Genomic DNA, 26,029 nt, shown 5'->3' on the forward strand with positions numbered 1-26,029 from the left:
AAAATCCCAATGAAAAGATAAAAAGATAACTAACCTTGGGCCTTGGCCTCGAGAAGAGCTTTAACTCTCTTTAACCTGAAGAAGTTTTCCCTTTCCATCTCATCTAAATGCTGACTAATATATTTTACAGTTTCTGCCATCCGAGGTATAATAATATATTCCAAGGCGTTTACTCTTCTTTTGGTTTTTTCTATCTCTTTTGCAAGCCTTTTTAGAGTTTCTTCAATTTCTGCCAAACGTGTAACTAATTCCAGAACTTCTTCAAATGTTTCTGCTGTAACATCCACTTTAGGAGAAGTTGAAACAAACGCATACCCTCTTTCATAGGGGTCTCTTCTAAATCCTTCTGCCTCGATAAGTGGGACTGGCACTCCCATAATATTCCTTCTCTTTATTTTTATCTCTTTATTGGACTTAACACTTAGGGCAATTTCACTCAATTTCACAATACCTACATCTATCTCGGCCAACCTAAGTTGCTCAAATGCTTCTGCTATTTTTTGATTTACCTCTCTCCTTAATGCCAGTGCCTCATCATAAATCGTGAAAAACTCCATTATAAGGGCATCTTGCTTTTCTTTTAATATTTTGTGACCTTTTTCTGCTAATTTTATCCTCCTCTTTAATCTAAGTAATTCCATTCTGGTTGGCTTCACTTTTAGTATTCTTGTCATTAAACTCACCTCAATGAAAATAAAGGGAATTAAGAGGAGTGCCTGTAGTTTGGATGATACTTCTCTATGTACTTTCTCTCAACTCTCTTAAGTTCTGATTCTGGTAGTACTGAAAGGATGTCCCATCCAAGATCAAGGGTTTCAAATATCCCTCTATCCTCATCATATCCTTGTGCAACAAACTCCATTTCAAACTTATCTGCAAATTGGAGATACTTTCTATCTGTTTCTGAGAGGGCCTCTTCACCAACAACCGCTACAAGATCTCTTAGGCTCCTACCTTCAGCGTAAGCTGCATAAAGCTGCTGACTGAGCTGTGAGTGTTCTTCTCTTGTTCGTCCCTTACCTATACCATCTTTCATTAATCTGCTAAGGCTTGGAAGAACATCAATTGGTGGATAAATACCTTTTCTATGTAAATCTCTGCTCAGAACTATCTGCCCTTCAGTGATGTAACCTGTAAGATCCGGAATTGGGTGAGTAATATCATCATCTGGCATTGTTAATATTGGCATCTGAGTAATACTTCCTTTTCTTCCCCTAACTCTACCAGCTCTTTCATAAATCGTTGCCAAGTCAGTGTACATGTAACCCGGATACCCTCTCCTTCCTGGAACCTCTTCTCTTGCTGCAGAGATTTCACGCAGAGCCTCTGCATAATTGGTCATATCCGTTAAAATAACTAAGACCTGCATGTCATAATCGAAGGCTAGATACTCTGCTACTGTGAGGGCCATTCTTGGAGTGATAATACGCTCAATGGCCGGATCATCTGCAAGATTTAAGAACAATACGGCCCTTTCAATAGCCCCTGTTTCTTCAAAACTCTTTTTAAAGAAGTTTGCCTCTTCATAGGTAATACCCATAGCTGCAAATACTACGGCAAACTGCTCCTCTTCTCCCAAAACTTTCGCTTGTCTTGCAATTTGGGCAGCCAGCATATTATGAGGTAAACCACTACCACTGAAAATTGGGAGCTTTTGGCCTCTAACAAGAGTGTTCATACCATCTATTGCCGAAATACCAGTTTGAATGAAATCTCTCGGGTATGCTCTTGCCACAGGGTTAAGGGGAGCTCCATGGACGTCTCTCCTATCCTCTGGAATTATTTCCGGACCTCCATCTATCGGTTCTCCAATACCATTGAACACTCTTCCAAGCATATCCATTGATACTGGAACTTTCAGTGTTTCCCCTGTGAACCTAACCCTTGTGCTTTTTACATCTAGGTCTCTGGTCCCTTCAAAAACTTGGACGATAGCTAGATCCTCCCTTGCTTCTAAGACCTGTCCCTTCCTTTTCTCCCCCCCTTCGACTTCTATCTCTACAACCTCACCATATGCTACTCCTCTAACACCTTGAACAATCATCAAAGGACCGTAAATCTTGCTTATTGTGGAATATTCCATAGCGGGCATTTTATCACTCTCCATACTTCTTAAAGAGTTCTTCAAATTGCTCTTTGGTCTTTTCCATCAGGACAGCTATCTCTTCGATGTTTGGATTATACTTCATTCTTCCTATCTCTTCCCTAACAGGGAGTTTTGCAATTTCTTCGACTGGAATTCCCGCATCTATAGCCCTCATAGTATGTCTATAGAAATTGAGAATAACCCTCATCATTGTTACTTGCTTCTTTGGCAAGCAGTACGTATCAACTTCGTGGAAGGCATCTTGCTGGAGATAATCTTCTCTAAGCATTCTAGCCACAAGTAATATGGCCTTCTCTCTCTCGGGTAGTGCATCTGGCCCAACTATCCTAACTATTTCCTCAAGCTCTGATTCCTTCTGCAGGAGTGCCATTGCCTCATCTCTCATTGCTTTCCATTCTGGGTCAACGTTGTTTTGCCACCAGTCTTTGATCGAGTCTACATAAAGCGAATAACTTGTAAGCCAGTTAATAGCTGGGAAGTGCCTTCTTCTTGCAAGGTCAGCGTCTAAGGCCCAGAAGACCTTAACTACTCTCAAAGTGTTCTGAACAACTGGATCACTTAAGTCACCACCAGGAGGTGAAACAGCCCCAATGACACTAACACTTCCAATTCTATCATCACTTCCCAACGTTCTCACTCTACCCGCTCTTTCATAGAACTCAGCGACTTTTGAGGCCAAATATGCTGGATAACCCTCTTCACCGGGCATCTCCTCAAGTCTTCCAGAAATTTCTCTCAAAGCCTCTGCCCATCTTGAGGTTGAATCTGCCATAAGAGCCACGTTATACCCCATATCTCTAAAGTACTCGGCTATTGTAATTCCCGTATAAATAGAGGCTTCTCTCGCCGCAACGGGCATGTTTGAAGTGTTTGCTATAAGCACAGTCCTTTCCATTAATGGTTTTCCTGTTCTTGGATCTTTAAGTTTGGGGAACTCTTCAAGAACGTCCGTCATCTCGTTTCCTCTTTCACCACAACCGATGTACACAACAACCTCAGCATCACTCCACTTGGCCAATTGGTGCTGTGTGACCGTCTTTCCACTCCCAAAGGGCCCTGGAATAGCTGCAGTTCCTCCTTTAGCCTGCGGGAAGAAAGTATCAATTGTCCTCTGCCCTGTAACAAGGGGAACTTCTGGAGGTAACTTTTGTTTATAAGGCCTCTTCATACGAACTGGCCATCTTTGATACATTCTAACCTCTTTAATCTCACCATTTGGAGCTTTAACCTTTGCAATAACTTCCTCTATTGTGTAATCACCTTCTCCAACAATTTCAATTATCTCACCCTCAATCTCAGGGGGGATCATTATCTTATGCTCTATAATACTTGTTTCGGGAACAACGCCAATGATGTCCCCCCCAACCACTTTGTCCCCTACTTTAACTTTTGGTGTGAAGTGCCACTTTTTATCCCTGGAAAGAGCAGGGGCTGTGAGACCTCTTCCTATAAAGTCCCCACTTTGACTCCTTAATATTTCAAGAGGCCTTTGAATTCCATCATATATTGAAGTAAGCAGCCCCGGCCCAAGTTCAACACTCAAGGACGCTCCTGTACCCATAACTGGTTCTCCGGGTTTAATACCTGCAGTTTCTTCGTAAACCTGAATAACTGCTTTGTCTCCTTCTAATCTAATGATTTCTCCAATAAGTCCTAGTTCACCTACTCTGACTACCTCATACATCCTAGAACCTCTCATCTCATCTGCAACGACCAATGGCCCAGTAACCCTAACTATCTTTCCCATGTTTTTCACCTCTTTATCTCAACACCTATGGCCCTTCTAACAATTTCTCTTAGTTGTTCTTCACCATATAATGACCCGTATTTATCAGGAATTTGAAGAATTATTGGAAATGCGACATCTGGAATTTCCACCCTTTGTGCCAACCGTTCTGTTATTAAAATCACACCAACATCTTCCCTTTCTATCAATTCCATTATTTTATTTCTCACTCTCTCTATTTCATGTGTCGTATCCTCAAAAGAATAAGTTTCATGAACCCCTGCTAATCTAAAGCCAAGTACCGTGTCTTTATCACCCAACACCACTATTTTCATAGTTGCTCACCTATAATCTTCTTTATTACCTCTGGTTTCAGCCCATCTTCTATTAACTTGGCAATTGCTTTAAGCCTTCTAATTTCCCATTCCTTTTGCAGTATGTAGCTTATCGGAGTAGCTATGCTAAGTGGATAGAATTTTGTAAGTTCAGACATTCTTTGTTGGATATATTTTTCGAATGCTCTTTCAAAAGCTGAAATATCCACCACAACTTTTTCTCTAACCTCTCTTAGTATCGAAGAGTACTCTGTAGAATCAAGCTCAGCTAGTGCCATTTCAATATCCTCTACATTTAGGAGAGTCTCAATGAGTTTTCTGTTCATTTTCCCACCAGGAATAAGGGAGTTTCTGATCTTATCTGCACTTAAATGATGTGCCTTAGCTCTCAAAATTGTTACCAAGTTTATTTTATCAATCTTTAAGTTCACGAATTCTTCGAGGATTTCTCTTTCCTCAGCTTTCCGAGAGCGAGCATATTCAAGAAGTTTGGAATAGTGCTTTTTATACAACTCAGTTTCAAACTCTTCTAGACTTATCTCCTTAAGAAGAAGTCTCTGATATGGATCCTCATATTCCGTACCTTCAAGTATAACAAGAATTTCTTCCAGAGTCTTGGCCTCAGCCATAGCTTTTACTTTCCCTATAAGAGTTCCCAGTTCGTGTATATAGTCTCTTGCCACTTCTCCGCTAAATTTCGCCTTAACTACTGAAGAAATGTTCCTAACATCCCATTCTTCAAGGAGAAGCTGGAAAAATGCACTTGTTCTTTTGGGTAAAATTTTCAGCATTAACTGGTATGTATCAGCTAAGGATGCTTCCAATGCCCTGTCAATGGTCTCCGCTCTTAAGGAGGGCAAGTTCCCCAAATATGGTTTGTAATCACTATCCTCTAAGTTCATCACAAAGTTGTTGAGGGTTTTTGATTCCGACAATTCTCCAAGTTTCTGTTCATTGAATAATCTTGCTTCCATAGCTTTAATCCTCGCATTGGGATATGAATATGGAGTGTACTTCCACAGTATTTGGCCCGTTTTATATGCCACCCAAGTAAAAATCACGACCAACGTTGTATCCATCAGTGCCGTTATAGTACTCACTTCCACGCCTCTCACCCAAATAGAATTTTCGCTATTTTAGTTCTTAAGTCAGCCTGAAGTCTCTCCATTCTAGCTTCAAAAGTGTTATCTATTCTTATCGTTTTTTCCAGATTTTGCACTATTACGCCACCTATTGTCTCTATGGGTTCTCCCAGTGATATTGTTATATCCTTACCGAGCTTCTCATTTACACTTTCCTCCATTTCCTTCAAATGGGCCTTTAACAGAGATAATGTCTCTCCATTTGAACTGAGTACTACCTTCTCTTCTCCCAATTCCCGAATTCCAGTTACTATAAGGTCCTTAAGTATTTCCATATACTCAGCTTCTGGAATCGATAGCAATCTATCCTTTATAGCTCCTATAACTTCATTAATTAACTCCTCCTGAAGGACAAGTTTCTTTCTCCTAACTTCAAGCTTAGCATTTGCTATTATTCTCTGTTTTTCCAGTTCTGCTTGGGTTTGAGCCTTTCTAATAATCCAATCTGCTTTTATTCTAGCTTTCTTTTCAGCTTCTTGCTTAATTTTTTCTGCTTTCTGCTCAGCCTCTTCCAAGATATACTTTATCTTTTGCTCAGCCTCTTTGTTAATTTCCTCGATAATTAGCCTTGCTCCTTCCATTGGTAGTTCCTCCTTGAAATATTGGAGAGAAGGCCTTAAAAGCCAACTCCCGTGATTATGAGGATTAACGCACCAACCAAACCAAAGATAGCCATTGTTTCAGCCATAGCAGCAAATATAATTGATTGTGTGAATGTCTTTGGGTTCTTTGCGGTGGCACCAATACCTGCCGAAGCTATAATACCCTGTGGAATCGCAGATAATCCTGTTAATCCAACAGTCAATCCTGCACCTAAGAGAATTGCGGCTTTAATTAGATTATCTGTTGTAGTTTCAGCAAACCTGAAACTTCCTCCAAGTATTCCCGAAACTAATGCTATGAGGAATAGGGTAATCAACCCATAAATACTCTGAGTCATTGGGAGACCCTGTAAGACCAATGCATTTCTAAAGTTCTTTTCATCTTCAGCAACAGCTCCTGCTGCTGCAGCTCCAGCAATACCAACTCCAAATGACGATGCAGCTCCAGCAATACCTGCTGCAAGTGCAGCACCCAATGCAACATAAACTATTGGCTCCATATCCTTACACCTCCTAAATTTCTAACTCAAGCTCAGATACTTCTCTTTTAGCTTTAAATGGTTCAAATTTTTTACCTTCTCCTGAATAAAATGTGCCAAAAAATTCAACATAATGTAGACGCAGAGCATGAACAAATGCTCCAAGGGCATTTATAGCGGTTGAAAATATGTGGCCTCCAACGAACACTACTAATCCTACCACCATACCTAATGGGATGGGCCCGATTTTTACCCCCCATATCAATTGGACAATGATATTTATGACCATGGCTATTCCAGCTGTTGCTAGTGCCAATGCCATTAAACGGGCATAACTCAACCAGTTACCAATGAAGCCAAAGAAATTAGATATTGTCATTAAGAACCTCATTGGAAGTGGAAGATCACTTTTAAACTGAGATACCACAAATAGCAAAAATCCCGCTCCAAATATTACCTCACCTAAAAACATACTTATGAAATTTGCCATTGCCAGTACTATAAAGACTACTCCCAGGATTATTAACATCCAAGAGAGCTGGTCAAAAACCGCATCCTTCACTTCACCGTTTCTGAATTTCACTATGAACCCAAGGGTATACCCAATGAACAAGTGAATAAGTCCTATTGCAAGTGCCAGACCTAAGACCATTAATGCTCCTCTCATCGGGTCTAGAAGTGCGGGGACATTTAAGCCTGCTCTCTGTAGGGCGTCTCCCAAGTAACTACCAAAGAGAAGTCCCATTACAATCGTGAAAAATGCACTCCAAACTAAGATATTTGAAAATTTGTAGGTCCCATCGTTTAGCTTTTTATGCCCTTTAATCAGTAAATAAGCTATAACTGCAATAATAAGGCCATAAACAAAGTCCGTAAGCATAAAACCAAAGAAGAACGAATAGGTAAAGGCTAGAACTGGTGTTGGATCCAATTCATTGTACTTTGGAACTCCAAACATCTCAGTAAGCATTTCAAAAGGTTCTATAAACTTCGGGTTCTTGAGTTTAATTGGTATTTCATCTAATTCCTCTTTTGTAGGAGTTTTTGTGTTAATATAAACCTTTCCCCCGGTGATTTTTTTGAGCCCCTCCGCTATGCGGGTCACATCTTTCTTAGGTAGCCAACCTACAAGGGCAAATGTCATATTGGTTCTCACTAAATTACTCAGCATATTTGCCTTTTCTCTCTCATTTTCCATCAGTTCTTGATAAAATACAAGTTCATCATGATACTGTTTCGCAAGATTCCTGGCCTCAACCTCCGCAGATTCTAGCTCTCGTTTTTTAACTTCAATATGTTTCCAGAGAGTTTCTATTGCTTCCCGAGGTTTTCCTTTTACTTCTGGGATCTCAAGCCGATCAAGGGAATATTTGGCAAGAAGCGGATTGGCCTTATCATAATCTTTCTTTAGAAAAACAAAGACGACCAAATACTTTCCTTTTAGGTCTTTTGAAACATAAGCGACTCTATTCTGCAAAGTAGCATTCAATTCTTTAATAAGTGGCTCAAATTTATCCTTCTCAACAAACCCCACTACTATCTCCACAGTTTTTGTTGGCTTGAGATACTCTACTTCCAAATCTAAAGCAGTTAATAGCTCTAAAATGGCTATTTCAGTCTTTTTTCTTTCTATTTCCGAAGTTAAATTGGTTATCTTGTCTTCCATTTCCTTAATTTGGGGCTCAACTTTATCCAGAAAAGCTTCTATCTCTTTTATCAGGTCTTCTATCCCTCTGTATTCATACCTTTTCTTCTGCTTTAATTTTGGAAAAATAAATGCTTTAATACCGGTCTCGTCCTTTTCCTTATAATTCCCCAAAAAGTCAATTAATCTGGAAAGTCCAATACTATATGATGCTGCTTTCCTATAAAACTCATTAGGGGCATCTTTTTGAGCTAGACTTACATCTATCTCTCTGATTTCTAAAACCCCTTGCTCGTGTAAATAGGTAAGAATAGAGTCTTTATAACGATTTAAGGTTAACACCTCAATTTTTATCATTTCTTCAGGCTTGAACATACATCATCTCCCTCTAATGAGTTTTATCGCTTCGTTAATAGCATTTTCAAAATTTTGTTCTGCCTTGAGTTTTATTTCTTCAATTTCTTTTTCTCCTTCTTTTACAATCTTTTCTGCCTCAATCTCTCCCTCTCTCTTTTTTTCCTCTATTAATGAGTTTGCCTGATTTTGAGCCGCATTAATTATTTCCTCTTCAATTTGCTTAGCCTCCTTCTTTGCATGTTCAAGTATTGCTTTTGCCTCCCCCTTGGCCTTTTCAATCCTTTCTTCCGCTTTTTTCTCAGCTTCCACAACCTCTTTAATGATTATCTCCATGAAAAGCCCTCCAATGAATTTAGTGAAAGTAACAGTTTCAATGGAGTGTTAAGTGAATGCCTTAAATAATTTATGCTCAAAAGTGCACAAATAAGAACAGAAAAGATGAAAGTTTTTGCATAAATGATAAAACAAAAATAAAGTTTCATGGTAAGTATTGAACATTATTCAAGTTTGCTCCACATTATTCTTCTTTCGCTCAAACACGCTTTTAATGTCTTTTAATGATGCATTCTTTGCAAAAACTACAACTTCTCCTTTCTTCGGCAACTTTGTATCTCCTGAAGGTATTACTAAGTTGCCTTTTTCATCATATATTGCTACTATAAGAGAATCCTTGGGTAAACTAAGTTCTTTCACGAGTTTTTCTGAAATTTCACTGTCATTACTTAGTTGGAATTTCACGATCTCTGCACCCTCTCTCGGGAATAAAACTCTATCAAACCCTGGCGTAGTTATGCTTCTAAATATATAATTAGCAGCGATCTCTTCTGGGCTGATTACTACATCGAAATACTTCTTTAGATCTTCAATCTTTTCAAAAACCTCTTTATTCTTGGGCTTGCTTATTCTGAGAATGGTTTTTATAGTAGGATTTAGATGCTTTGCAAGGATACATGCCAAAATATTAGCATCATCCCTCCCAGTTAAAGCAGCAAATGTATCTGCTTGCTTTAAATTAGCTTCTTCCAATGTTTTTTGATCCGTCGCATCCCCCTCGATAACAAGGCCATTGACAAGGAAGGAAAGCTCCTTAGCCCTTTCCTTGTCTATATCAATTATTGTTACATCGTGACCTTCATTTTCCAGCATCTTGGCCACGAGATAACCAACTCTTCCAGCACCCATTATCACAACGAACATACGCTTCACCTCTTCTCGCTAAGGAGTACTTTTGCGATTTCAGCATATGCGGGTCTTGTTATTAAAATCCCAATTAGCACACCAAGTATTGTCGTAAATGCAAATCCTCTAAGCCCGCCAACAAAGAACCTGAATAAAAAGCTCATTGCTACTATTGTAGTTGTTGCCGAAGCCCATATAACGAAAAATGCCCTGCCCATTCTTTTTAAGATGCCACTTCTCTTTGTTATTTTTCCTACTTTTATCCCACCTAAGAGTTCATCAGTTATGACGATCTGCTGATCAACTCCAGTACCAATGGCTGCTATTATACCAGCTATACTTGGGAGGTCAAGATTCCATTTAATCAATGCAGCAACACCTAAAATTGCAACGACTTCACTCAAACTTGTTAAAACAACGGGTACTGCTATTTTTACCTTCCTATAATGAAGATAAACCACAAGACCAACAACAAACAATGCTGCCAAACCTGCTTGGAGAACTTGTTTTTTAAATTGTTCCCCTAAAGTTGGCGGGATGTAATTGACACCTTCTACAAACACTTTTATTGGAAGGGAGCCACTTCTAAGAACTACAGAGACAACTTGGGCCTGTTTCATTGCAGTAATATCCTCCTTAGAACCTCCAATTGAAATAGCAAGATCTGTGTGAGGTTCTCCCGTAGTAAGACCTTCTTGTAGCCTATATGGCCCATATAAACCTAATATTCTTCTTACAAAGTCATCAGCAGTCTCTCCTGCTCGTAATTCTCTCTCCTCAACTTTTATTCCTAGGTTCTTTAATTGAGATTCAAGACCACTGTTAACCTCTACTAATATAACCTTCTCCTTACCTTGTGCGAGTTTGGCAATTTCTTCTATACTTTGATTACCATAGGGAACAACATCAATATTAAACGCCTCTTTAAGCCTTGAAGGCAAAGTTTTAGCGTCTGAAGAAAACTGGAATTCGCTTGAGCTCATTAAAGAGTATAACTCTTGTGGAACAATCAATAAAGAATCTATGGGGGGATCTAGAAATATATCCACAGGATAGCCAACTTTTCCTAAGGCCAACTGGGCGAACTTTTCCGCGGCTTCTTTAGATATTGAAAACGGAACAATCCAAGCTCCTTCTCTCGGCTCATAGTATACCTGATCTACCCTCTTTATGTCTGCTCCAGTTGCAAATATGACGCCATTGAATTCAGCATAGAAAACACCTTGACGATTTATTGTATCTATAATGCTATTTGCCTCCTCTTCAGTGACATTAGCTACCCTTATTTTAATTATTTGATCTCCCCATGGTTCCAATGTGATATCTTTAACTCCTAGAGTGTTCAACCTTGTCTCCAAGGAGGTCCTAACTTCCTCCATGGTGCCCTGATCAACAGGCCTTTCTAATTGTGTAGTTATCTCAACTCCACCACTTATATCCAAACCATAAGTTATTCCCTGAGAGGCTATTGTAATTATTGAGATCAAGATAACAAGTATGAGCAGTAAAACCCTACCGTTTAACAAAAGTTTTTTTAGATTCATCTCTTCTCACCTCTTTGAAGGTACCATCTTAGAACTCCAGCATTGAGTATCCAAGTGTTCATGAAGTCAGCAAGTAATCCAAATATTAATACTGTCGCAATCATATCTATGACTTCTGCTTGGGAGAGCACCCACAATGAAGCAAGGGCTCCTAAAGTCGTAGTACTCATTGTAAAACCTGTGGAAACTGCTGAAAAGTAAGCACCCTCAATTGTATCCTCTTTTCTTCTTAAGAGCTTTGTAGTGAGCAAGATGTTGCTATCCACTGAGTAACCGATAAGCATTAGCAGTGCAGCAATAGTCGCTTGGGTCAACTCTAAACCAAAAACACTCATCAATGCAAGTGCTATTACCATATCTGAAAATGCCGAGAATATAACAGTCAAGGAGGGAAGGGGTATTCTAAAGAACAAAAATACAACCACTGCCATTCCAATAAACGCCATAGAAACTGCTTTTAAACTTTGTTCTTGAGCAGTTCTTGACAAGCTTGGGCCAAATTGAGTTTGTGATATGGTAACGTCCGGATACTTTGATTTTACAATGCTAATTATTTTCTGCACATTAACATCAGTAGATGCCTTAATCTCTATCCTAGTATCTCCAGTTATACTTTTAATCTCTCTAACTGTGACATCAAACCCTTGTTGTTTCAAGAGATTTTCCACCTCTTGGGAGTCTGCATTGCCCCCATGAAGAGTTATCACTACTCCACCTTTGAGGTCAGTTCCGAGGTTTGGAAAGTGAACTGCGAGGAGTAAAACCGATACAAGGAAAATAATTAAAGGATAAGTTATCATTTTTTTAGGTTCAACTGATGCAAGCTTTTTTAGAGTATTCTCAAGCATTCTGTTCACCTCTTATGTGTTTTTAATGTATTCCATTGTCTTTTTAAATAGTTCACCGCAGCATTTAAAAATCTATTCAATATGAGCTATTAGGCACACAACTTTTAAAACCTAAGGTGAATAACTGGATTAGGTGATGCTCATGGACACTATTGGATATCACTACGTGGTTGAGGCTTCAGGCTGTGATCCCGAGGTTTTAAAAGATCCAAACAGGATAAGAGAGATTTTTATGAATGCTGCAAAGACAGGAAACATGGAAATAAAAGCAAGTTACTTCTTTAGATTCTCACCAACGGGGGTTAGTGGAGTAGTTATTGTTGCCGAGAGTCATATTTCCGTTCATACATGGCCAGAGGAAGGATATGCAGCGCTGGATGTTTACACCTGTGGCGAGAAAGCAGATCCAGAGAAGGCTGTTGATTACATTCTTGAGAAGTTCAGAGCTCAGTACGCTCACGTCTCAGAAGTCAAGCGGGGTATCAAAGAAGAAGAGGGTACGTTTACTCATATGATCTTAACATGGGAAGAAAAACTAGACAGAAGAAGCGAGAAGTGAATTCACTCCAATAGCTTTTCTAGCTCCATCTTTATTTTCTCTATCTTATCTCTGAGGTTCTCAAATCTGATCTTATATGTCTCAAGCTCTTCAATTCTCTGTTTAAGTTCATTATTCTCCCTTGTTAACTCTTTGATTTTCTTCTCAAGCTCTTCCTTTTCTTTTCTAAGCTCATCTGCAAGGCCTTCAAATTCTTCAACTTTCTTCTCAAGTTCCAGTTTTTCACGTGTTACTTCATCAACTAGTCTCTCTAATCTGCTGAGTTCCTCTTCTTTTGCTTTGAGCTTTTCTTCAAGTTCCTTAACTTTTGTTTCCTCAATTCTTTTGCTCTGCAGCTCCATAATTTTTACCCTGGCCTCTGCGAGCTCTTTTTTAAGTTCTTTGTTCTCCTTTCTGGTTTTTTCAAGTTCTGCTTTAACTGCTTCTAGTTCTTTCCTGAGCCTCTCTATCTTCCCTATCGCCTTTTCCAAGCTCTCAAGATCTACTGTCTGCTTCATCTTCTCAAGTTCCGCTTTGACTTTTTCATATTCAAGTTTGAGGTTCTCATATTCTTGCATAAGTTTTTCATACTCCTCTTTGGCAATTACTTCCTTAAGGCCGCCTTTTTCAATCATTTCAATTGTTTTGATTAGCTCATCAAGCTTTCCTTGCTTTATCAGTTCATAGGTCTCTCTAACAAGCTGCCCAGCTTTGCTTTCTCCTTTGAGATGCTTCCTTATTGTTTGCTCAGTTCTTCCAAGCTCTCCTGCAATCTCGCTTGTTGTCATTCCTGCTTTTTCTCTCGCTATTGCTCCAGCCGCAACTGCCAAGCTATCAACCCATGTTAATCTCTCTGCTGAGTCTTTTATGAGCTCGATGACCTCTGGCCTGAAGAGCGTTGCAAATAATAAGATACTCTCCAGCTGATGAATCTCCTGCCTTCCAACCGGATTGAGTGGGATCTCAACCGGCATTGTTCTCACCCCCTTAAATTTCTACAATTCCTCCTCTCTTCAGAACTTTATTCGCATATACTGTTATTCCTTTATCAGTTATCTCAAATGGATGTCTCCTCATTGAATGGCTGGTTCCCCTCATCTTCCACACTATTAGGGAGCGCTTAAGCTCTCCATCGATCTCATCAAGGTCTAATCTTATAATACCGTCAACACCGTGTTCCACTCCCGGCCCTCCAAAACCTCTTTCACCAACGCTGATCTGGCTCACAAAGATGCTTGTACATCCTGTTCCAGCCAAAACTCTCTTAAGCTGGAGGATTATGCTTCTGGCTAAGGAAGGCTTGTTAATGTAGAGCGTTGTAACAGAATCAACAACAACTCTTCTGGCGTTGATGTCTTTTATGGCCTGTCTTAATACATCTATGAACTCCCTAATATCGGTTAGGTCATGAACTATATACTTCTCGTACTCCTTGGACTTCCCGATTCCTGCCGTAAAGGCATCTACCATAGCAAACATTCCCTGCTCCTCATAGGGCTTTACATCCCACCCAAATTGAGCCATATTTTGTCTAACTTGTACCGGGTGTTCTTCGAGAGCCACATATATTCCAGGTTCACCCATTTGTAAGCCGTTCCATAGGAACTGCTGGCTGAATATTGTCTTTCCCGTTCCCGGCCCTCCACTAAGCAAAACTACGTTTCTTTCTGGTATCCCTCCATGAAGGATTTCATCCATCCCTGGAATTCCAGTTTCTACCCTCTTTATCAATTTTTCACCCCCTTATAAGAGTTATTCACTGATTTAAGCAAGTTTAAACAGAATAGATATTTTAATTACCAATTGGTAGTATATTATGAAGATATTTAAATTTTACGGTGAAAGGAAAAAACTCAAAGAACCCTCATTTATGTCGTCTTATGAATTCTCCAATGTCAGTGATGTTCTTGATGAACTTCCCATTGCTTTTTGGGTTTATAAGGCCTAATCCAAGGATTATACCTTCCTCATTTAGGATAACCAACTTTTTACTCCCTTTCCAGCTGTACTCTTTGACCCCATTTTTGGGCACGTCTTTGCCGGTTGTGAAGAGGAAAGCTGTTTTTGGTTTTAGAATAGCAAAGTTCTGTTTGATATCAACAAAGTAGAAAAACTCGATGTTGGGATAAAACTTTTCAACAAGATTTCTGTCAACCTTTATTGTGCCCACAAAGGTTCCGAATGCATAGGGTTTTATCTTCAAGCTCTCTATTCTTCTCCAAACTTCTCCGTTTACCGCATAAACATCCCTGAACTTCCCCTCAACTATCCCAAAAAACTCGTGCTTTAGCTCCCCAAACTTCTCTGCTTCTTTCATTATCAAATCAAACTCCCAAGACGAAGCCCTTCTGTATCTAAGTTCCATTGTACTCACCGTTTAAGAGCCTGCTTAAACCATCTAAATCAGTCTTTTCAGACTCCTTCTGAAACTTCAACCCAAGCTCAGCTATATCTTCCTTCTTTATTATCTTCTCCCCCTCGCCAATGCCAGGGCAGCTTTCATCGTAATATAGCCAGAGATTTTCTCCCTTGTATTCAAAAGGCTCCTCACCTTCAATCCCAAGCGGCTTGTGAGAGACCATAAAAGGATAGATTTTGCATATTAGTGGATTGTAGGAGTGGATTTTGCACTTTCCGGTCTCTGGGTCATGAAAAATACATCCGAGATCCCACTCTCTGTAAGCCAAAAAAAACCTTATTTTCCCTCCTTCAGCAGTCATAAGAACGAAATCCTGCGGATCGTGGCCATGAGCCATAATGTTGGCTATATCTGAAATAGTCAAGTAGATAAACCTACCTCTACAGCAGTCGAGACAGAATTTGCACTCAAAGTTTACATCATCTTTCAGTGGTTTTGGTTTGAACCTCATCTTTATCCCCGTGCTTTTTTAAGTGCATCCCCAGTTCAAGTGTTCAAATGCCCATCAAACTCCTGGCTTTTCACGAAGTTGGCATGCCCATTTTTATCAAGTCTCTTGCTTACATATGGCCCATCCTTTCTATAGCCAAACTTTCTGTAGTACTCCCTAACACCAACCCCACTTATGATAAGCATTTTCTTTCTGTCAAATTCTTCAAAGGCTATTCTCTCAGCCTCAGCTAAGAGCTCCCTTCCGTAACCGCGGTGCTGCCACTCGTACTTCGGCTTTCCACCTATTGGTACCAGTGGCCCGTAAACGTGGAGCTCCCTAACTATAGCAGACGGACAGCAGTTTATTTCTTTCCTGTGAGCTTTTTCACTTGGAATTCTAAGCCTTATGAAGCCAATTAGAATATCGTTCTTCACATCCTCGAAGCTCAGGAATATCTCGTGACCTTCACTCGCCTCATAATCCTCTCTCAAAAGTTTGATGTGTTCCACTTCGGGCTCTATCCCAAACTTCTGCATCTGGTGTCCAACTTCTCTAAAACGAATCTCTCTAGGTCTTATTCCCCTTCTCACAAGTTCATTAAAGACCAGTTGACCAAGATTAGAATGCTTTACACCCGCTTCAACGAGTTGCACTGGAATGTCTCTCTGAATTCTCATGACCCTAACCCACTTAGGAAGCATCTTGTAAACTTCAACAAGCAGTTCAACAGCCTCTTCGGTTGTATAAGGCCTGTATTTTCCTTCTTTATACCACCTATAAAGGATCGTATCCTTCGTAACCAATGTGGGGTAAACCTTAAGCATATCAGGCCTGAAGCGTTCGTCCTCGAAGATTATCTGAAATGCCTTTAAGTCTCTCTCAAAGTTGCTTCCCGGTAAGCCCGGCATCATGTGGTAGTTTATCTTGAGACCGGCATCTTTGAGGAGCTGTGTAGCCCTTAAAGTGTCCTCAACAGTGTGTCCTCTCTTAACCCTCTCGTAGATGAAGTTAAACACCGTTTGAACGCCAAGCTCTACTCTCGTTGTCCCGAGCTTCAGCATTCTATCTATTTGCTTTTCCATAGCCCAATCGGGCCTTGTTTCAATCGTCAATCCCACCATCCTGACTTTTGCCTTTTCATTTTTCCTCTGCTCCTCTTCGAGATAGTAGTAAGGTTTCTTGTGTGTTCTTTCCCAGGCTGCTTTAAAGAGTGGATCTTTATCAATATCTCCAAAGAGAACTGCATTCCTTATCTTTTCCTCAAGGTTTTCAATGTCTTTGAAATGTGAAAAGTCATTCATAGCTTTGAAGGCCTCTTTAATGAACCATTCCTGGTAATCTAGATCCACAGCTGGGAAAGTTCCACCTTGGATGATAACTTCAACCTTGTCTATATCGTGGCCAATGTCGTAGAGCTGCTTTAGGCGGTTCATCATTATAAGGTAAGGATGATAAACATTCTGAAGAGCTCTCAAAGCCGAAGGTTCTTTTCCAGTATAACTCTGCGGAGAACCTTCACTCGGCCCTCCGGGGCAATAAATACACCTACCATGGGGGCATGGGAAAGGTTTTGTCATCATGGCCACAACGGCCACTCCACTTATAGTTCTTGTTGGCTTCTTCTTAAGAAACTCCTTAAACTTCTCCCTCTGGTCTTTCCTCATCACCCTGAGAATGTCTGAATTAGTAGGGAGCTTACTTAGATGATATTTCCTAGCTATTTTAACCTTAAACCTGTTAAGTTGATCCTTATCCTTAATCTCGCCAGATATTATCACCTTTGCAATTTCCTCGCAGGCCTTTCGGTATTTTTCTTCCATCCTCATCACGTTCATAAGATAGTGTGGGCATTTAAAAGTCTTCACCTGAAAAGTGTTTTAAGCAGTAGAGAATACTAATTTCGGTGAAGAAAAATGGTTAACAAAGATGAAATTGTAAACTTCCTTGATGAATACCTAGACATAAACTCTTTTCCTGATAAATCCCGCAATGGTCTGCAAGTGGAAGGAAAAGAGGAAGTTGAAAAGATTGCCTTTGCCATCGATGCCTGTATGGACACCTTTATTAAAGCCCGCGCATTCGATGCTGATATGCTAATAGTTCACCATGGCCTTATATGGGGAGGAATAGAATACGTCAGGGGGCTTGTGCAGAAAAGGCTCAAGTTCCTTCTTGAGAACGAGCTGAACCTCTATGCAGCTCACCTTCCCCTTGACCTTCATCCCGAAGTGGGGAACAACGTCCAACTTTTGAAACTTTTGGGATTGGAGCCAAAGGAACCCTTTGGAAGCTATAATGGTTTAAGCATAGGATATACATCCGAATTTGATGAACCAAAACCGCTGCCTTTAGTTGCTCAAATACTCGTGGAAAAGTTGAAAACTGACTATGTGAAGGCCTATGAATTCGGGGTTGAGGAGATAAAGAGGGTTGCCGTTGTAAGTGGCAGAGGCGGGTTTACCATACCGGAGGCAATAGAAAAAGGAGTGGATTTATTCATAACGGGAGAATTTTTGCATGACGACTACCATACGGCAAAGGAAGGAAGGCTAAGCGTTATTGCCGCTGGACACTACGCGAGTGAAACCCTAGGAGTTAAGGCGCTAATGCCCGTCCTAAGGGAAAAGTTTAGAGTCAAAACGGTGTTCATTGACAATCCGACTGGGTTGTGAGGTCTTTTACTTTCTTTTCTCATGCTCAGTTGTGATCTTAGTTTTTTATGAAATAACACTATCAATTACTTTTCTCAATATAAAAGTTTAAAAAGTTCTAATGAGCTATTGTTAATGGTAATGAGGGCCCCCTCTAAGCGCCCCCATGCCCGAACCACGAAAATTTTTTAGGAGATTCCACAATGTGGAGGAAACTCTTAAGTTTAATAGTAGGATTGTTGGTTTTGGGAGCGATAGGAGAGATAGCTAGTGCAAAGGAATTGCAAGGGATGCAACAATTATCGATTTCTCTAAGCAAGATTGTTCAGCAAGAGTTTAGTATTAAGATGGAAAATGGTACAATTATATCATTAAATGAAAGACCTACTAGCGTTACCATAACTGAGAATGGTACCACAATAAAACAGGTTGAAAAATATCATTTCAAAAACATAAAACTCTCAAAAATTACATTCATTACCCAACACGATGTTAGGACAGTGCTGGTTATTGGTTCTTCAAAGAAACAGAAAGTAGATATACTTTGGAAAATAAAGCCAAATCATGACATTGTAAAAAGTATCACAATAATAGACACTGACAAAAGATCAACTATTCCCACAGGAAACACTGAGATAACATTCATGACTAAACCGAAAGAAATGTTGATAAGAACTGAGAACGGCAATATATTAATTGAGTATGATCACATAGCTTCGAAATTTCATAGGAGGGCTATATCCAATAAAGAAACAGCACTCATATTTGGGCCATTTGAACTCAATTCTGACACAGTGTTAAATGTTGGAGAATTCGCTTTGTCTAGTGCAACGGTGAATTCATATTACTACGTCCCCTCACCTTCACAGTATCCAATAGAGGACTACTTTGATATCTACGACTATGATGGGGATGTTGTTGGGAGAGCTGTAGTTGCAATATACGGCACTAGAAAAAGTGGCAGTTATTATGCCCACTTATATGATGGGCAAGAAGGATATACATCATTGGGTTATGCCGTTTCTCCAGCAGACACCAATAAGTATTCTAAACTTGTTTTCCATTCCCTAAGTACAACATTCAAATTTTATGGAGGATATTTCAGTTCAGATTATCTCCCATTAGAAATAGAACTTAGTTATGATGCATTTAATGGAGATTACACAAGCTCACAATTCAGAGAAGTCTTTACAACTTTAGTAAACCTTGCATCAATATACCTTGAAGGTGGAGGGTTTCTACCAATTTTACTTGATGGTCTAACTGCAGAAAGTCGCAATAATGTTGGTACAGATGAGCTCACCAAGTACTATCGGGGCCCTGAGCATATCACATATCAAGGTGTTATAATGGAGTACATTGGAACAGATGAAATTGGTCAGTATTACACATATACTGTGCATTTACCCTTTGACTTAGAAGAGGATATTATCAAGTTCTATCTTACAGTAAGGCCCGGAATTGCTGCGAACCATCCAGATGGTTATCCGACTGATGTATTATTCGCTAGGGAGTATTCAATTCCAATATTTATTACTTTGGAACAATACCCATAATTAGGTGAAATTCATGAGAAAGCGGAGCATTTTGGCATTTTATTTCTTTTATGTAATCTTGTTCAATTTAGTGATTCCAACAAATTCTCTAGTCTCAGAGAACGGCTTTGAATGGCATCCTTACTACACGTACACAGACTACTCCAAACTTACTTACACCTCTTCTCTTTATTGTTGGAAGGGTACAAGGTATAATGCCTTAAATGAACAATATTTCGGATGTTATCTCGTGTTTAAAGACAAATTGCCCATTATTAAGGGATTTTTAATCAAAGTTGACACTAAGAACGATATTTTGATTAAAGTGGAAAATCCAAGCAGGAGTAGTTACGTAGGATTTACTTTAAACCCCGCTTCAATGGGAAATCACACAATCACTGGAGAGATACAGGTTTATGAATTCTGGTGGCTCGGTATTGTTGTCCCAAGCAAATTGAAATTTGAAATTGAACTAAACTGCAGAGAAAAAGAATGCAAAGTAACTCTAAAGAAGTGATTATCCAGAAAGCCGGATTCACCGAAGTAACTATTTTGGACAATTTCAAAACGTTGCCTAAAGAAAAAGGGGTTATCATCATAAGCCGGGGCTTGAATGAACATGAGCTCAGCTCACTGGAGAAAGGTTAGCTTACCGCTGGATGGGTGATGGATGAGGGGGATGGTACACCACTCAAGAGAGAAGCCTCGTAATAGTGTTCACACTTCAGTATTGACTCCAGCGTTAGATTGATGAGAACCATCACAACTTGCTGTCATATCCAACAAGACTGGCTAAAAAGTCTCTAACTTTTTCCTCCACTTCTTTAGGATGGACAACCTCAACTTCCACTCCAAGTTCCTCTATAAAGCTTCCAACCCAGCTATTTCTCAGGGGTTTATTGTTGAAGGGATACACGATCCAAAGTCTACTGAATCCATCCCTATGGACCTTTATTGCATTGTAAAGAACCCTCTGCTTTATCCATTTATAGGAGTTTTCAAATTCAATTGCCAAGATTTTTTCGTTTTCTCTCAGAATAGCTAAATCTATCCTAGCTCCATCTATGGTTGAAAGCTCTTTAACAGCATTGAATCCCATCTCTTCACACATCATAATTATCTCGTTAGTGAGAGCTTTTATTTTGATCTTAAACCCTCCAAAAAATTGAAAAATTAAAGGGCCTTCTTAAGCTCTTCAAGAGCTTCCTTGGCCTTTAGGATGTTCTTTATCTTTCCTTGGGCAAGATCCTTCTTACCTCCACCGCCTCCACCTGCGACCCTCGTGATTATCCTTATCAAATCGCCGGCCTTGTAGTTTAAGTCCTCACCAACCGTTACAACAACTGCGTTGCTCTCCTCACTTATCAAGGCAACAATACGGTTTGACTTCTTGAGCTTGAGGGCGGCCTCTCTTAAGTGGTCTATCTCCCCTTCCACTACGGCTCCAATGAACTCTATCTCTCCTATCTTCTCTACTCTGTTCTCAAGCTCATAAACCAAAAGCTTTGCAAGCTCCTTGTTGAGCTTCTCTACTTCCTTCCTTGCTTGCTTCCACTCTTCAAAGAATCTCCCCGCAGTTTCGGGCAGTTTTTCTAAAGGTACTCTAAAGACTTCACTCGTTTTACTTATAATCTCCCTCTCTTTTTGCCATTCTTTGATAGCGGCTTCACCACATGCGAAAATTATTCTCTCTACACCATCTTGGATTCTCTCAGTTCTTAGTATTTTTATAGGGCCTATTAAACCAGTTCTTGGTAAATGCGTACCTCCACAGGCCTGGACATCCCAGTCTTTAATGTTAAGCACTCTAATTACTCTTCCTGGTACAACTCCACCCTGATAGAGTCTAAAGCCATACCTCTGCTCTGCCTCCGTTCTTGGTAGCCATTCCCACTTTACTTCTCTGTCCTCCATCACAATTCTATTTGCCAAGAGCTCTATCTCCTTAAGTTCCTCTTCACTTACCCGTTTATAGTGGGCTATGTCTAGTCTGGCCCAATCAGTGCTTAATTGGGAACCTGCCTGCCAGACATGTTTTCCGAGGACTCTAACAAGAGCTCCCATAAGGACGTGAGTACCAGTGTGGTGCCTCATATGTTGTATTCTTCTCTCCCAGTTAATCTTTCCATGGACAATTCCCCTTTCTTTGAACTTTTCAGGTTCTTTCACCTTGTGGAGGATTATCTTTCCAACTTTTTGGACATCTAAGACTTCAACACCGTTCAGCTCTCCCAAGTCACAGGGTTGCCCTCCCCCTTCTGGGTAAAAGGCCGTTGCATCTAAAACCACCCAATCTTCTATTATTCCAACCACTTTAGCGTCAAATTCTTTCATGAGCGGCTCTTCATAATACAAAGTTCTAGTATCTGGCAAATCTTGAACAAGCTCAAAATCTACTATTTTCTTTTCTTCTTCCTCCTTAATACCTTTTTCGGCTTCTTTAGCAACGAGACTGTAGAAATTATCCGGAATGCGGACTGTCATGCCCTCTTTTTCAGCTATTTCTTTCACAATCTCAGGGGTTAAACCATGACTCTCGTAGAAAAGCATCAATCTCTCCAGTGGGAGCTCTCCAACTCCCTGCTTCTTAAGTCTTTCAATTTCCCTCCTGACAAGATCATTACCCCTGTCCAATGTGTCAGCATATTTCCTTTCCTCAACATTTACCATATCAATGACAACATCTTCCATCTCTTTGAACTCTGGAAATGTCTTGTGAAGTTCCTTTATGTGCATTGCCACTATCTCACTAAGTGGAATCTGTAGACCTAATTCTCTAAGGTGTCTTATACTCTTTCTTATGAGTAATCTAGCCAAATAACCAGCTTTAGCATTCGATGGAACAACCCCATCAGCCAACATAAACGTTAGGGCCTTTGTATGATCTGCTATTGCGTAGATTAACTCATACGGCCTGACAAGCCTTGTTAGCTCATCCGGAGCCATATCTACATTTTTAGCAACTGTTTCCCTTAGCACTCTTAAATCTCCCATATCTTCTATATCGAACATTCCAGCCAATCTAGAGTTTTCCATGAGAATTCTATCGTCTATTTTATCGATTCCAGCCATTCTCTTCAGAGGTTTAACAACATAACCAAGAACAGCATCATAAGCTGTTGGTGTCCCTTGGCTCATCCAAACTAATCTTTCAAGGCCATATCCAGTATCGACAACTCTTGTATCCATTGGAACATATTTGTCTCCTTTAATCTCGACTATTTGAGAAGGATCTGCATCGGGTGGGGCCAATTTATATTGCATAAAAACCAATGTAGCTACCTCTAATCCTCTGTAAAGAACTTCAAAAGCTGGCCCTGCATTTCCTCCTCCTGCCCATGGATTTTCCTTGAAGGTTATATCCTCTCCTTTCATGCCGAGGTCTTTAGTGAAAAACTCGTAGGCGTATTCCACAGTTTCATCCATCCAATAAATTGGCTTTCCGGGATAATTAAAAGCATGATGGGCCATCATCTCGAATATCGTGAAGTGTCTGCCAGTAATTCCAACATTATCAATGTCAGTAAACCTTATTGAGGGTTGAGAGATTGTGAGAGGATTTGCAGGGGGATCAGCTTCTCCACTTATGACCCAAGGCTGAAAATCCATGATACTAGCACCCACTAAAAGAACATCGTCTCTCCATCTTGGGAGTACTGGGTATCTCTTAACCCTTCCATGATTTTTTCTTTCAAAATAACTTAGAAAAGCTTCTCTCATCTCTTCCAATGTGTATTTCCTTGGAATACCTGGTTTGCCTATAAATTCATACTCGTCACATGGAGGATCTCCACATGTCTCTCTATCCGGATCTATCGTCCAGAAAGGTTTTCCACATACTTTACAAGTCTTTCTTAACCAGCCCTCCTCTTTGAACATCCTTGTGCTCATGTCCATGATTATCACCATCCTTTACTCTACCTAAAAGTTGCTTTTCGTATTAAAAAGTCTTTGTCTGAAGGGGAGTTCACAAATTATGCAGAATCACTTGTCAATCTCCACGTCTTCAAACTCATCCTCATCAACAACGACAAAAGGCATTATATAATTTTGTTCATCCCCGCTGTAGTTAAGAATCTTGTCTACACTGGTAATTTCTGTTGGAGGGCATCTAAACAATCCCAATATTGTCAGCATTTTAATTACTCTCTAAAGTTTTTAATTCTTAATTTTTGTGTATTTTGAGATCGGGCTTTTTAGCACTTACTTTTTCTTTGAAGTAGATTTTACTATCATAATAAAAAAAGTTTAGGTATCTTGATAATATAATAGTTTATGAGAACTTCCCTAAGTGATGCTCGATGCAATGGAAGAAATTAAGTGTCTTATTAATCGGTTTGCTGGTTTTGAGTTCTTTTGGAAGTGCTGCAGTGTCGGGTAATAAAATCCCTCTACCGCTTGCTGAAAAAGCCGCCAGAAGCTACGTGAATTGGATTGCTGCCAATATCCCTGACTTCAAAGAATGGGAGAATGCAACTCTCGGAGAGCCTGTCGTGTACTATTTCCCCAATGGCGAGAAAAGCGTTTATGAGTTTGCAGTCTTCAAAAACGGTAAAAATGTCGGATTTATCCTTGTTTCGGCAAGAAAAGACATGCCTCCAGTTTTGGAGTTCAGTAAGGCAGAACCACCAAGCTGGAATTTAGAGAAGGCTAAAGAACTTGCAGAAAAGAAAGGCTATAAGGCTGGAAAACTACTCTATTACGGAGCACTAACTTATGGTATTAATATTGGAAACGGAAAAACAATAGGCTTAAGAGACATGAAAGTGAGAAAATACCCAATGAAAGTAGAACTAAAATTCAACAAAGAGAGAGCAAGAAAAGAATGGGAAAAAATTGCAAATAGTGCTATCACCAGTACAAAGGGGGCAGTACCAATGTCATCTACTCCAATTTTTATTTGGAACAAGGTTTATGGAGTTCCAGCGTGGACATCCACAGACTCAGGAGATGCTGATATTCAGTATCCAAACAATGTGGGTCCGGACCCCGATCCATGGGAAGAGTGGGATGGATGTGCTCCAATATCAGGCTCAATGATAATCGCATATTATGAACTGCAATTACAGGACGATTGGAACAGGGAGGCAATAATCGATATTTTACACCACACAATGGGCACACTAAATGGGGGAGGCACCCTCGCTCCACAACAAGTTACAGCTGGTATAGCACTTTTTGACGAGGAGTATAATCAACTTTTACAAGAAGGCATAGTCTCAGAAAGTATATCTCATGAATTTTCTGCTTATACTGATTTCTATGTATCCGAAAGCGATGTAATTCGAGAAATTGACGACAATCAGCCATTTGTACTAAGCATGAATTATCACTGGTTTAATGGTCATGCGGTTGCAGTAATTGGCTATACCGGATGGAAGTACAACGATGGTGGTTTAGAATATGTTGAGTTAAGTTACATAATTGTTCACGATCCTAACAAGCCGGGAGAAGATGATTACATAGCTTGGAATGACTGGACAAGTGCAGCGGCAAGTTTCATCACTGCAACAGAGGTGTAAACCCATGAAGAAAAATTTTGTTCTTTTGCTTGTTTCATTCTTTTTCCTTGTTGGAGTTTTGTTTAAATTGTCTGACAGGACAATACTGTTTGTTCCCTTCTTTATATTTGCCCTCGTCTTCTCGTTTACTAGCGAAAAGCCTCTAATTGGATTTGCTGCATTTGGAGGGAGCTTGTTGTTTTCCAAAGTAGTTGAGGAATGTTGGGCACTTTTTTCTGACCTTTATAAAATTCAGGGATGGGTAGCTTGGATTATTGGAATATTTGTGCCGAGTATTATATTCTCCCATTTTGTATCCAAAATTACACAAAAAAGCAAGCGTACTGTTTTCATTGTTTTCGTTCTTTTCCTAATCTTAACAAGCATGAATATAGACTCACCCCCGCAAGGAGTTGCATTTCGAACAGCTTATGCCCTTGGAGCATCTTCTAAGGACTATGATGATAACTGGCTTGAGGGTTATCCCTTCCTACCCAAGCGCTATGGTGGATTATGGGCAGGAAAGATCTCCCAGTATTATGTTGCAGTATACGTTTGGCGGTGCCATACTTTCTGCCCATTAGGAGGATCCCTATGCCGGAAGGCGTATGATAAATCTTTGAAGAACTTAAAACTGAGGGGATTTAAGGAGCAGAACATTATAACAAAACGGAGAGCGGAGAGCAAGAGTTTGCTCTCAAATGGGACAACCATGATATATCTCGAATGCTCGGGAGAAGTTGGGTACCAAAGGCTAATCTTCCTTGTTGGGAACGCCAACGAAACTGAAAATTTTCTCCGGTTTATTGGGGAACTTAGATAAGTTAAAGATTGTTGCAATTGCAAATCAAAGGCATGGTTCGAACTTGAAAACTCTGATAAGCTTTCACGAACCCCTGTCCATTAAGCCGGAACATTATTGCGGTCAGCCCCGCGAAACCTCCTCACCACTCAGGGGGCTCCAGACTCATCATTCCATTTTTTTATG

The 26,029-nt window shown here is 40.0% G+C and carries 26 protein-coding genes; 6 read left to right on the forward strand and 20 right to left on the reverse strand.

Annotation, left to right across the window (positions count from 1 at the left end; translation table 11 throughout):
- Positions 1-29 precede the first annotated feature (29 nt).
- The 12 genes from TSIB_RS08710 to TSIB_RS08765 all read right to left on the reverse strand — a co-directional run bounded on the left by TSIB_RS08710 (position 30) and on the right by TSIB_RS08765 (position 11,964).
- Positions 30-674 (reverse strand): V-type ATP synthase subunit D, encoded by a 645-nt coding sequence (locus tag TSIB_RS08710; RefSeq protein WP_015850057.1) that lies wholly within the window; start codon positions 672-674, stop codon positions 30-32.
- 29 nt (positions 675-703) lie between these two features.
- Positions 704-2,092: an ATP synthase subunit B gene (locus TSIB_RS08715; RefSeq protein ID WP_048160596.1), complete on the reverse strand. Its 1,389-nt coding sequence runs from the start codon at positions 2,090-2,092 to the stop codon at positions 704-706.
- Positions 2,093-2,096: 4 nt separating this feature from the next.
- Positions 2,097-3,854: an ATP synthase subunit A gene (locus TSIB_RS08720; protein WP_015850059.1), complete on the reverse strand. Its 1,758-nt coding sequence runs from the start codon at positions 3,852-3,854 to the stop codon at positions 2,097-2,099.
- A gap of 5 nt (positions 3,855-3,859) precedes the next feature.
- Positions 3,860-4,168: a V-type ATP synthase subunit F gene (locus TSIB_RS08725; protein ID WP_015850060.1), complete on the reverse strand. Its 309-nt coding sequence runs from the start codon at positions 4,166-4,168 to the stop codon at positions 3,860-3,862.
- A complete protein-coding gene (locus TSIB_RS08730) occupies positions 4,165-5,274 on the reverse strand; it encodes a V-type ATP synthase subunit C (RefSeq protein ID WP_015850061.1) in 1,110 nt (369 codons plus the stop codon). Before TSIB_RS08730 ends, TSIB_RS08725 begins: the two co-directional genes overlap by 4 nt.
- Positions 5,275-5,279: 5 nt before the next feature.
- A complete protein-coding gene (locus tag TSIB_RS08735) occupies positions 5,280-5,891 on the reverse strand; it encodes a V-type ATP synthase subunit E (RefSeq protein WP_015850062.1) in 612 nt (203 codons plus the stop codon).
- Between the two features lie 35 nt (positions 5,892-5,926).
- A complete protein-coding gene (locus TSIB_RS08740) occupies positions 5,927-6,412 on the reverse strand; it encodes a V-type ATP synthase subunit K (protein ID WP_015850063.1) in 486 nt (161 codons plus the stop codon).
- Positions 6,413-6,425: 13 nt separating this feature from the next.
- A complete protein-coding gene (locus tag TSIB_RS08745; RefSeq protein ID WP_015850064.1) occupies positions 6,426-8,411 on the reverse strand; it encodes a V-type ATP synthase subunit I in 1,986 nt (661 codons plus the stop codon).
- A gap of 3 nt (positions 8,412-8,414) precedes the next feature.
- Positions 8,415-8,726 (reverse strand): V-type ATP synthase subunit H, encoded by a 312-nt coding sequence (locus TSIB_RS08750; protein ID WP_015850065.1) that lies wholly within the window; start codon positions 8,724-8,726, stop codon positions 8,415-8,417.
- 168 nt (positions 8,727-8,894) lie between these two features.
- Complete coding sequence (locus tag TSIB_RS08755; RefSeq protein ID WP_015850066.1) at positions 8,895-9,590, reverse strand: potassium channel family protein; 696 nt, start codon at positions 9,588-9,590, stop codon at positions 8,895-8,897.
- Positions 9,591-9,595: 5 nt separating this feature from the next.
- Entirely contained in the window at positions 9,596-11,116 is a 1,521-nt protein-coding gene (locus tag TSIB_RS08760; protein WP_015850067.1) for a preprotein translocase subunit SecD, read from the reverse strand.
- Positions 11,113-11,964 carry a protein translocase subunit SecF gene (locus tag TSIB_RS08765; RefSeq protein WP_048160598.1) on the reverse strand — a complete coding sequence of 284 codons (852 nt, stop codon included), beginning with the start codon at positions 11,962-11,964 and terminating at the stop codon, positions 11,113-11,115. The genes TSIB_RS08760 and TSIB_RS08765 overlap by 4 nt, the downstream gene beginning before the upstream one ends.
- 142 nt (positions 11,965-12,106) lie before the next feature.
- On the opposite strand from TSIB_RS08765, the gene speD reads away from it, so the two are divergent.
- Positions 12,107-12,523 carry an adenosylmethionine decarboxylase gene (gene speD / locus TSIB_RS08770; protein ID WP_048160600.1) on the forward strand — a complete coding sequence of 139 codons (417 nt, stop codon included), beginning with the start codon at positions 12,107-12,109 and terminating at the stop codon, positions 12,521-12,523.
- A gap of 2 nt (positions 12,524-12,525) precedes the next feature.
- Here speD and TSIB_RS08775 read toward each other — a convergent pair whose 3' ends face one another.
- The 5 genes from TSIB_RS08775 to TSIB_RS08795 form a co-directional block, all read right to left on the reverse strand.
- Entirely contained in the window at positions 12,526-13,476 is a 951-nt protein-coding gene (locus tag TSIB_RS08775; protein WP_048160602.1) for a transcriptional regulator, read from the reverse strand.
- A 13-nt stretch (positions 13,477-13,489) separates the two neighbouring features.
- Positions 13,490-14,233 (reverse strand): KaiC domain-containing protein, encoded by a 744-nt coding sequence (locus TSIB_RS08780; RefSeq protein ID WP_015850071.1) that lies wholly within the window; start codon positions 14,231-14,233, stop codon positions 13,490-13,492.
- A gap of 133 nt (positions 14,234-14,366) precedes the next feature.
- On the reverse strand, positions 14,367-14,867 hold the full coding sequence (locus TSIB_RS08785; protein ID WP_015850072.1) for an NIP7 pre-PUA domain-containing protein: 501 nt from the start codon (positions 14,865-14,867) through the stop codon (positions 14,367-14,369).
- Positions 14,857-15,372, reverse strand: coding sequence for a YkgJ family cysteine cluster protein (locus tag TSIB_RS08790; RefSeq protein WP_015850073.1), 516 nt, complete (start codon positions 15,370-15,372; stop codon positions 14,857-14,859). The genes TSIB_RS08785 and TSIB_RS08790 overlap by 11 nt, the downstream gene beginning before the upstream one ends.
- Before the next feature lie 35 nt (positions 15,373-15,407).
- Complete coding sequence (locus TSIB_RS08795) at positions 15,408-17,174, reverse strand: tRNA uridine(34) 5-carboxymethylaminomethyl modification radical SAM/GNAT enzyme Elp3 (RefSeq protein ID WP_048160604.1); 1,767 nt, start codon at positions 17,172-17,174, stop codon at positions 15,408-15,410.
- A gap of 93 nt (positions 17,175-17,267) precedes the next feature.
- On the opposite strand from TSIB_RS08795, the gene TSIB_RS08800 reads away from it, so the two are divergent.
- The 3 genes from TSIB_RS08800 (at position 17,268) to TSIB_RS08810 (ending at position 20,057) form a co-directional block, all read left to right on the forward strand.
- Entirely contained in the window at positions 17,268-18,026 is a 759-nt protein-coding gene (locus tag TSIB_RS08800) for a Nif3-like dinuclear metal center hexameric protein (RefSeq protein WP_015850075.1), read from the forward strand.
- 182 nt (positions 18,027-18,208) lie between these two features.
- Positions 18,209-19,561: a hypothetical protein gene (locus TSIB_RS08805; protein ID WP_015850076.1), complete on the forward strand. Its 1,353-nt coding sequence runs from the start codon at positions 18,209-18,211 to the stop codon at positions 19,559-19,561.
- Between the two features lie 13 nt (positions 19,562-19,574).
- Positions 19,575-20,057 carry a hypothetical protein gene (locus TSIB_RS08810; RefSeq protein ID WP_048160606.1) on the forward strand — a complete coding sequence of 161 codons (483 nt, stop codon included), beginning with the start codon at positions 19,575-19,577 and terminating at the stop codon, positions 20,055-20,057.
- 243 nt (positions 20,058-20,300) lie between these two features.
- On the opposite strand, the gene TSIB_RS08815 is transcribed toward TSIB_RS08810, so the two are convergent.
- The 3 genes from TSIB_RS08815 to TSIB_RS10475 form a co-directional block, all read right to left on the reverse strand.
- Positions 20,301-20,651 (reverse strand): hypothetical protein, encoded by a 351-nt coding sequence (locus TSIB_RS08815; protein WP_228359805.1) that lies wholly within the window; start codon positions 20,649-20,651, stop codon positions 20,301-20,303.
- 62 nt (positions 20,652-20,713) lie between these two features.
- Complete coding sequence (alaS, locus tag TSIB_RS08820; RefSeq protein WP_048160607.1) at positions 20,714-23,437, reverse strand: alanine--tRNA ligase; 2,724 nt, start codon at positions 23,435-23,437, stop codon at positions 20,714-20,716.
- Positions 23,438-23,524: 87 nt separating this feature from the next.
- Entirely contained in the window at positions 23,525-23,677 is a 153-nt protein-coding gene (locus TSIB_RS10475) for a hypothetical protein (RefSeq protein ID WP_015850080.1), read from the reverse strand.
- A 164-nt stretch (positions 23,678-23,841) separates the two neighbouring features.
- Here TSIB_RS10475 and TSIB_RS08825 point away from each other — a divergent pair, with 164 nt between their 5' ends.
- Positions 23,842-25,062 (forward strand): C39 family peptidase, encoded by a 1,221-nt coding sequence (locus tag TSIB_RS08825; RefSeq protein WP_015850081.1) that lies wholly within the window; start codon positions 23,842-23,844, stop codon positions 25,060-25,062.
- A gap of 4 nt (positions 25,063-25,066) precedes the next feature.
- The gene (locus TSIB_RS08830; protein ID WP_048160609.1) at positions 25,067-25,864 is read left to right on the forward strand and encodes a hypothetical protein; all 798 of its coding nucleotides are present in this window, start codon (positions 25,067-25,069) and stop codon (positions 25,862-25,864) included.
- Positions 25,865-26,029: the final 165 nt, after the last annotated feature.

Origin of the sequence: Thermococcus sibiricus MM 739 (assembly GCF_000022545.1) — an archaeon.
Taxonomy (GTDB): domain Archaea; phylum Methanobacteriota_B; class Thermococci; order Thermococcales; family Thermococcaceae; genus Thermococcus_A; species Thermococcus_A sibiricus.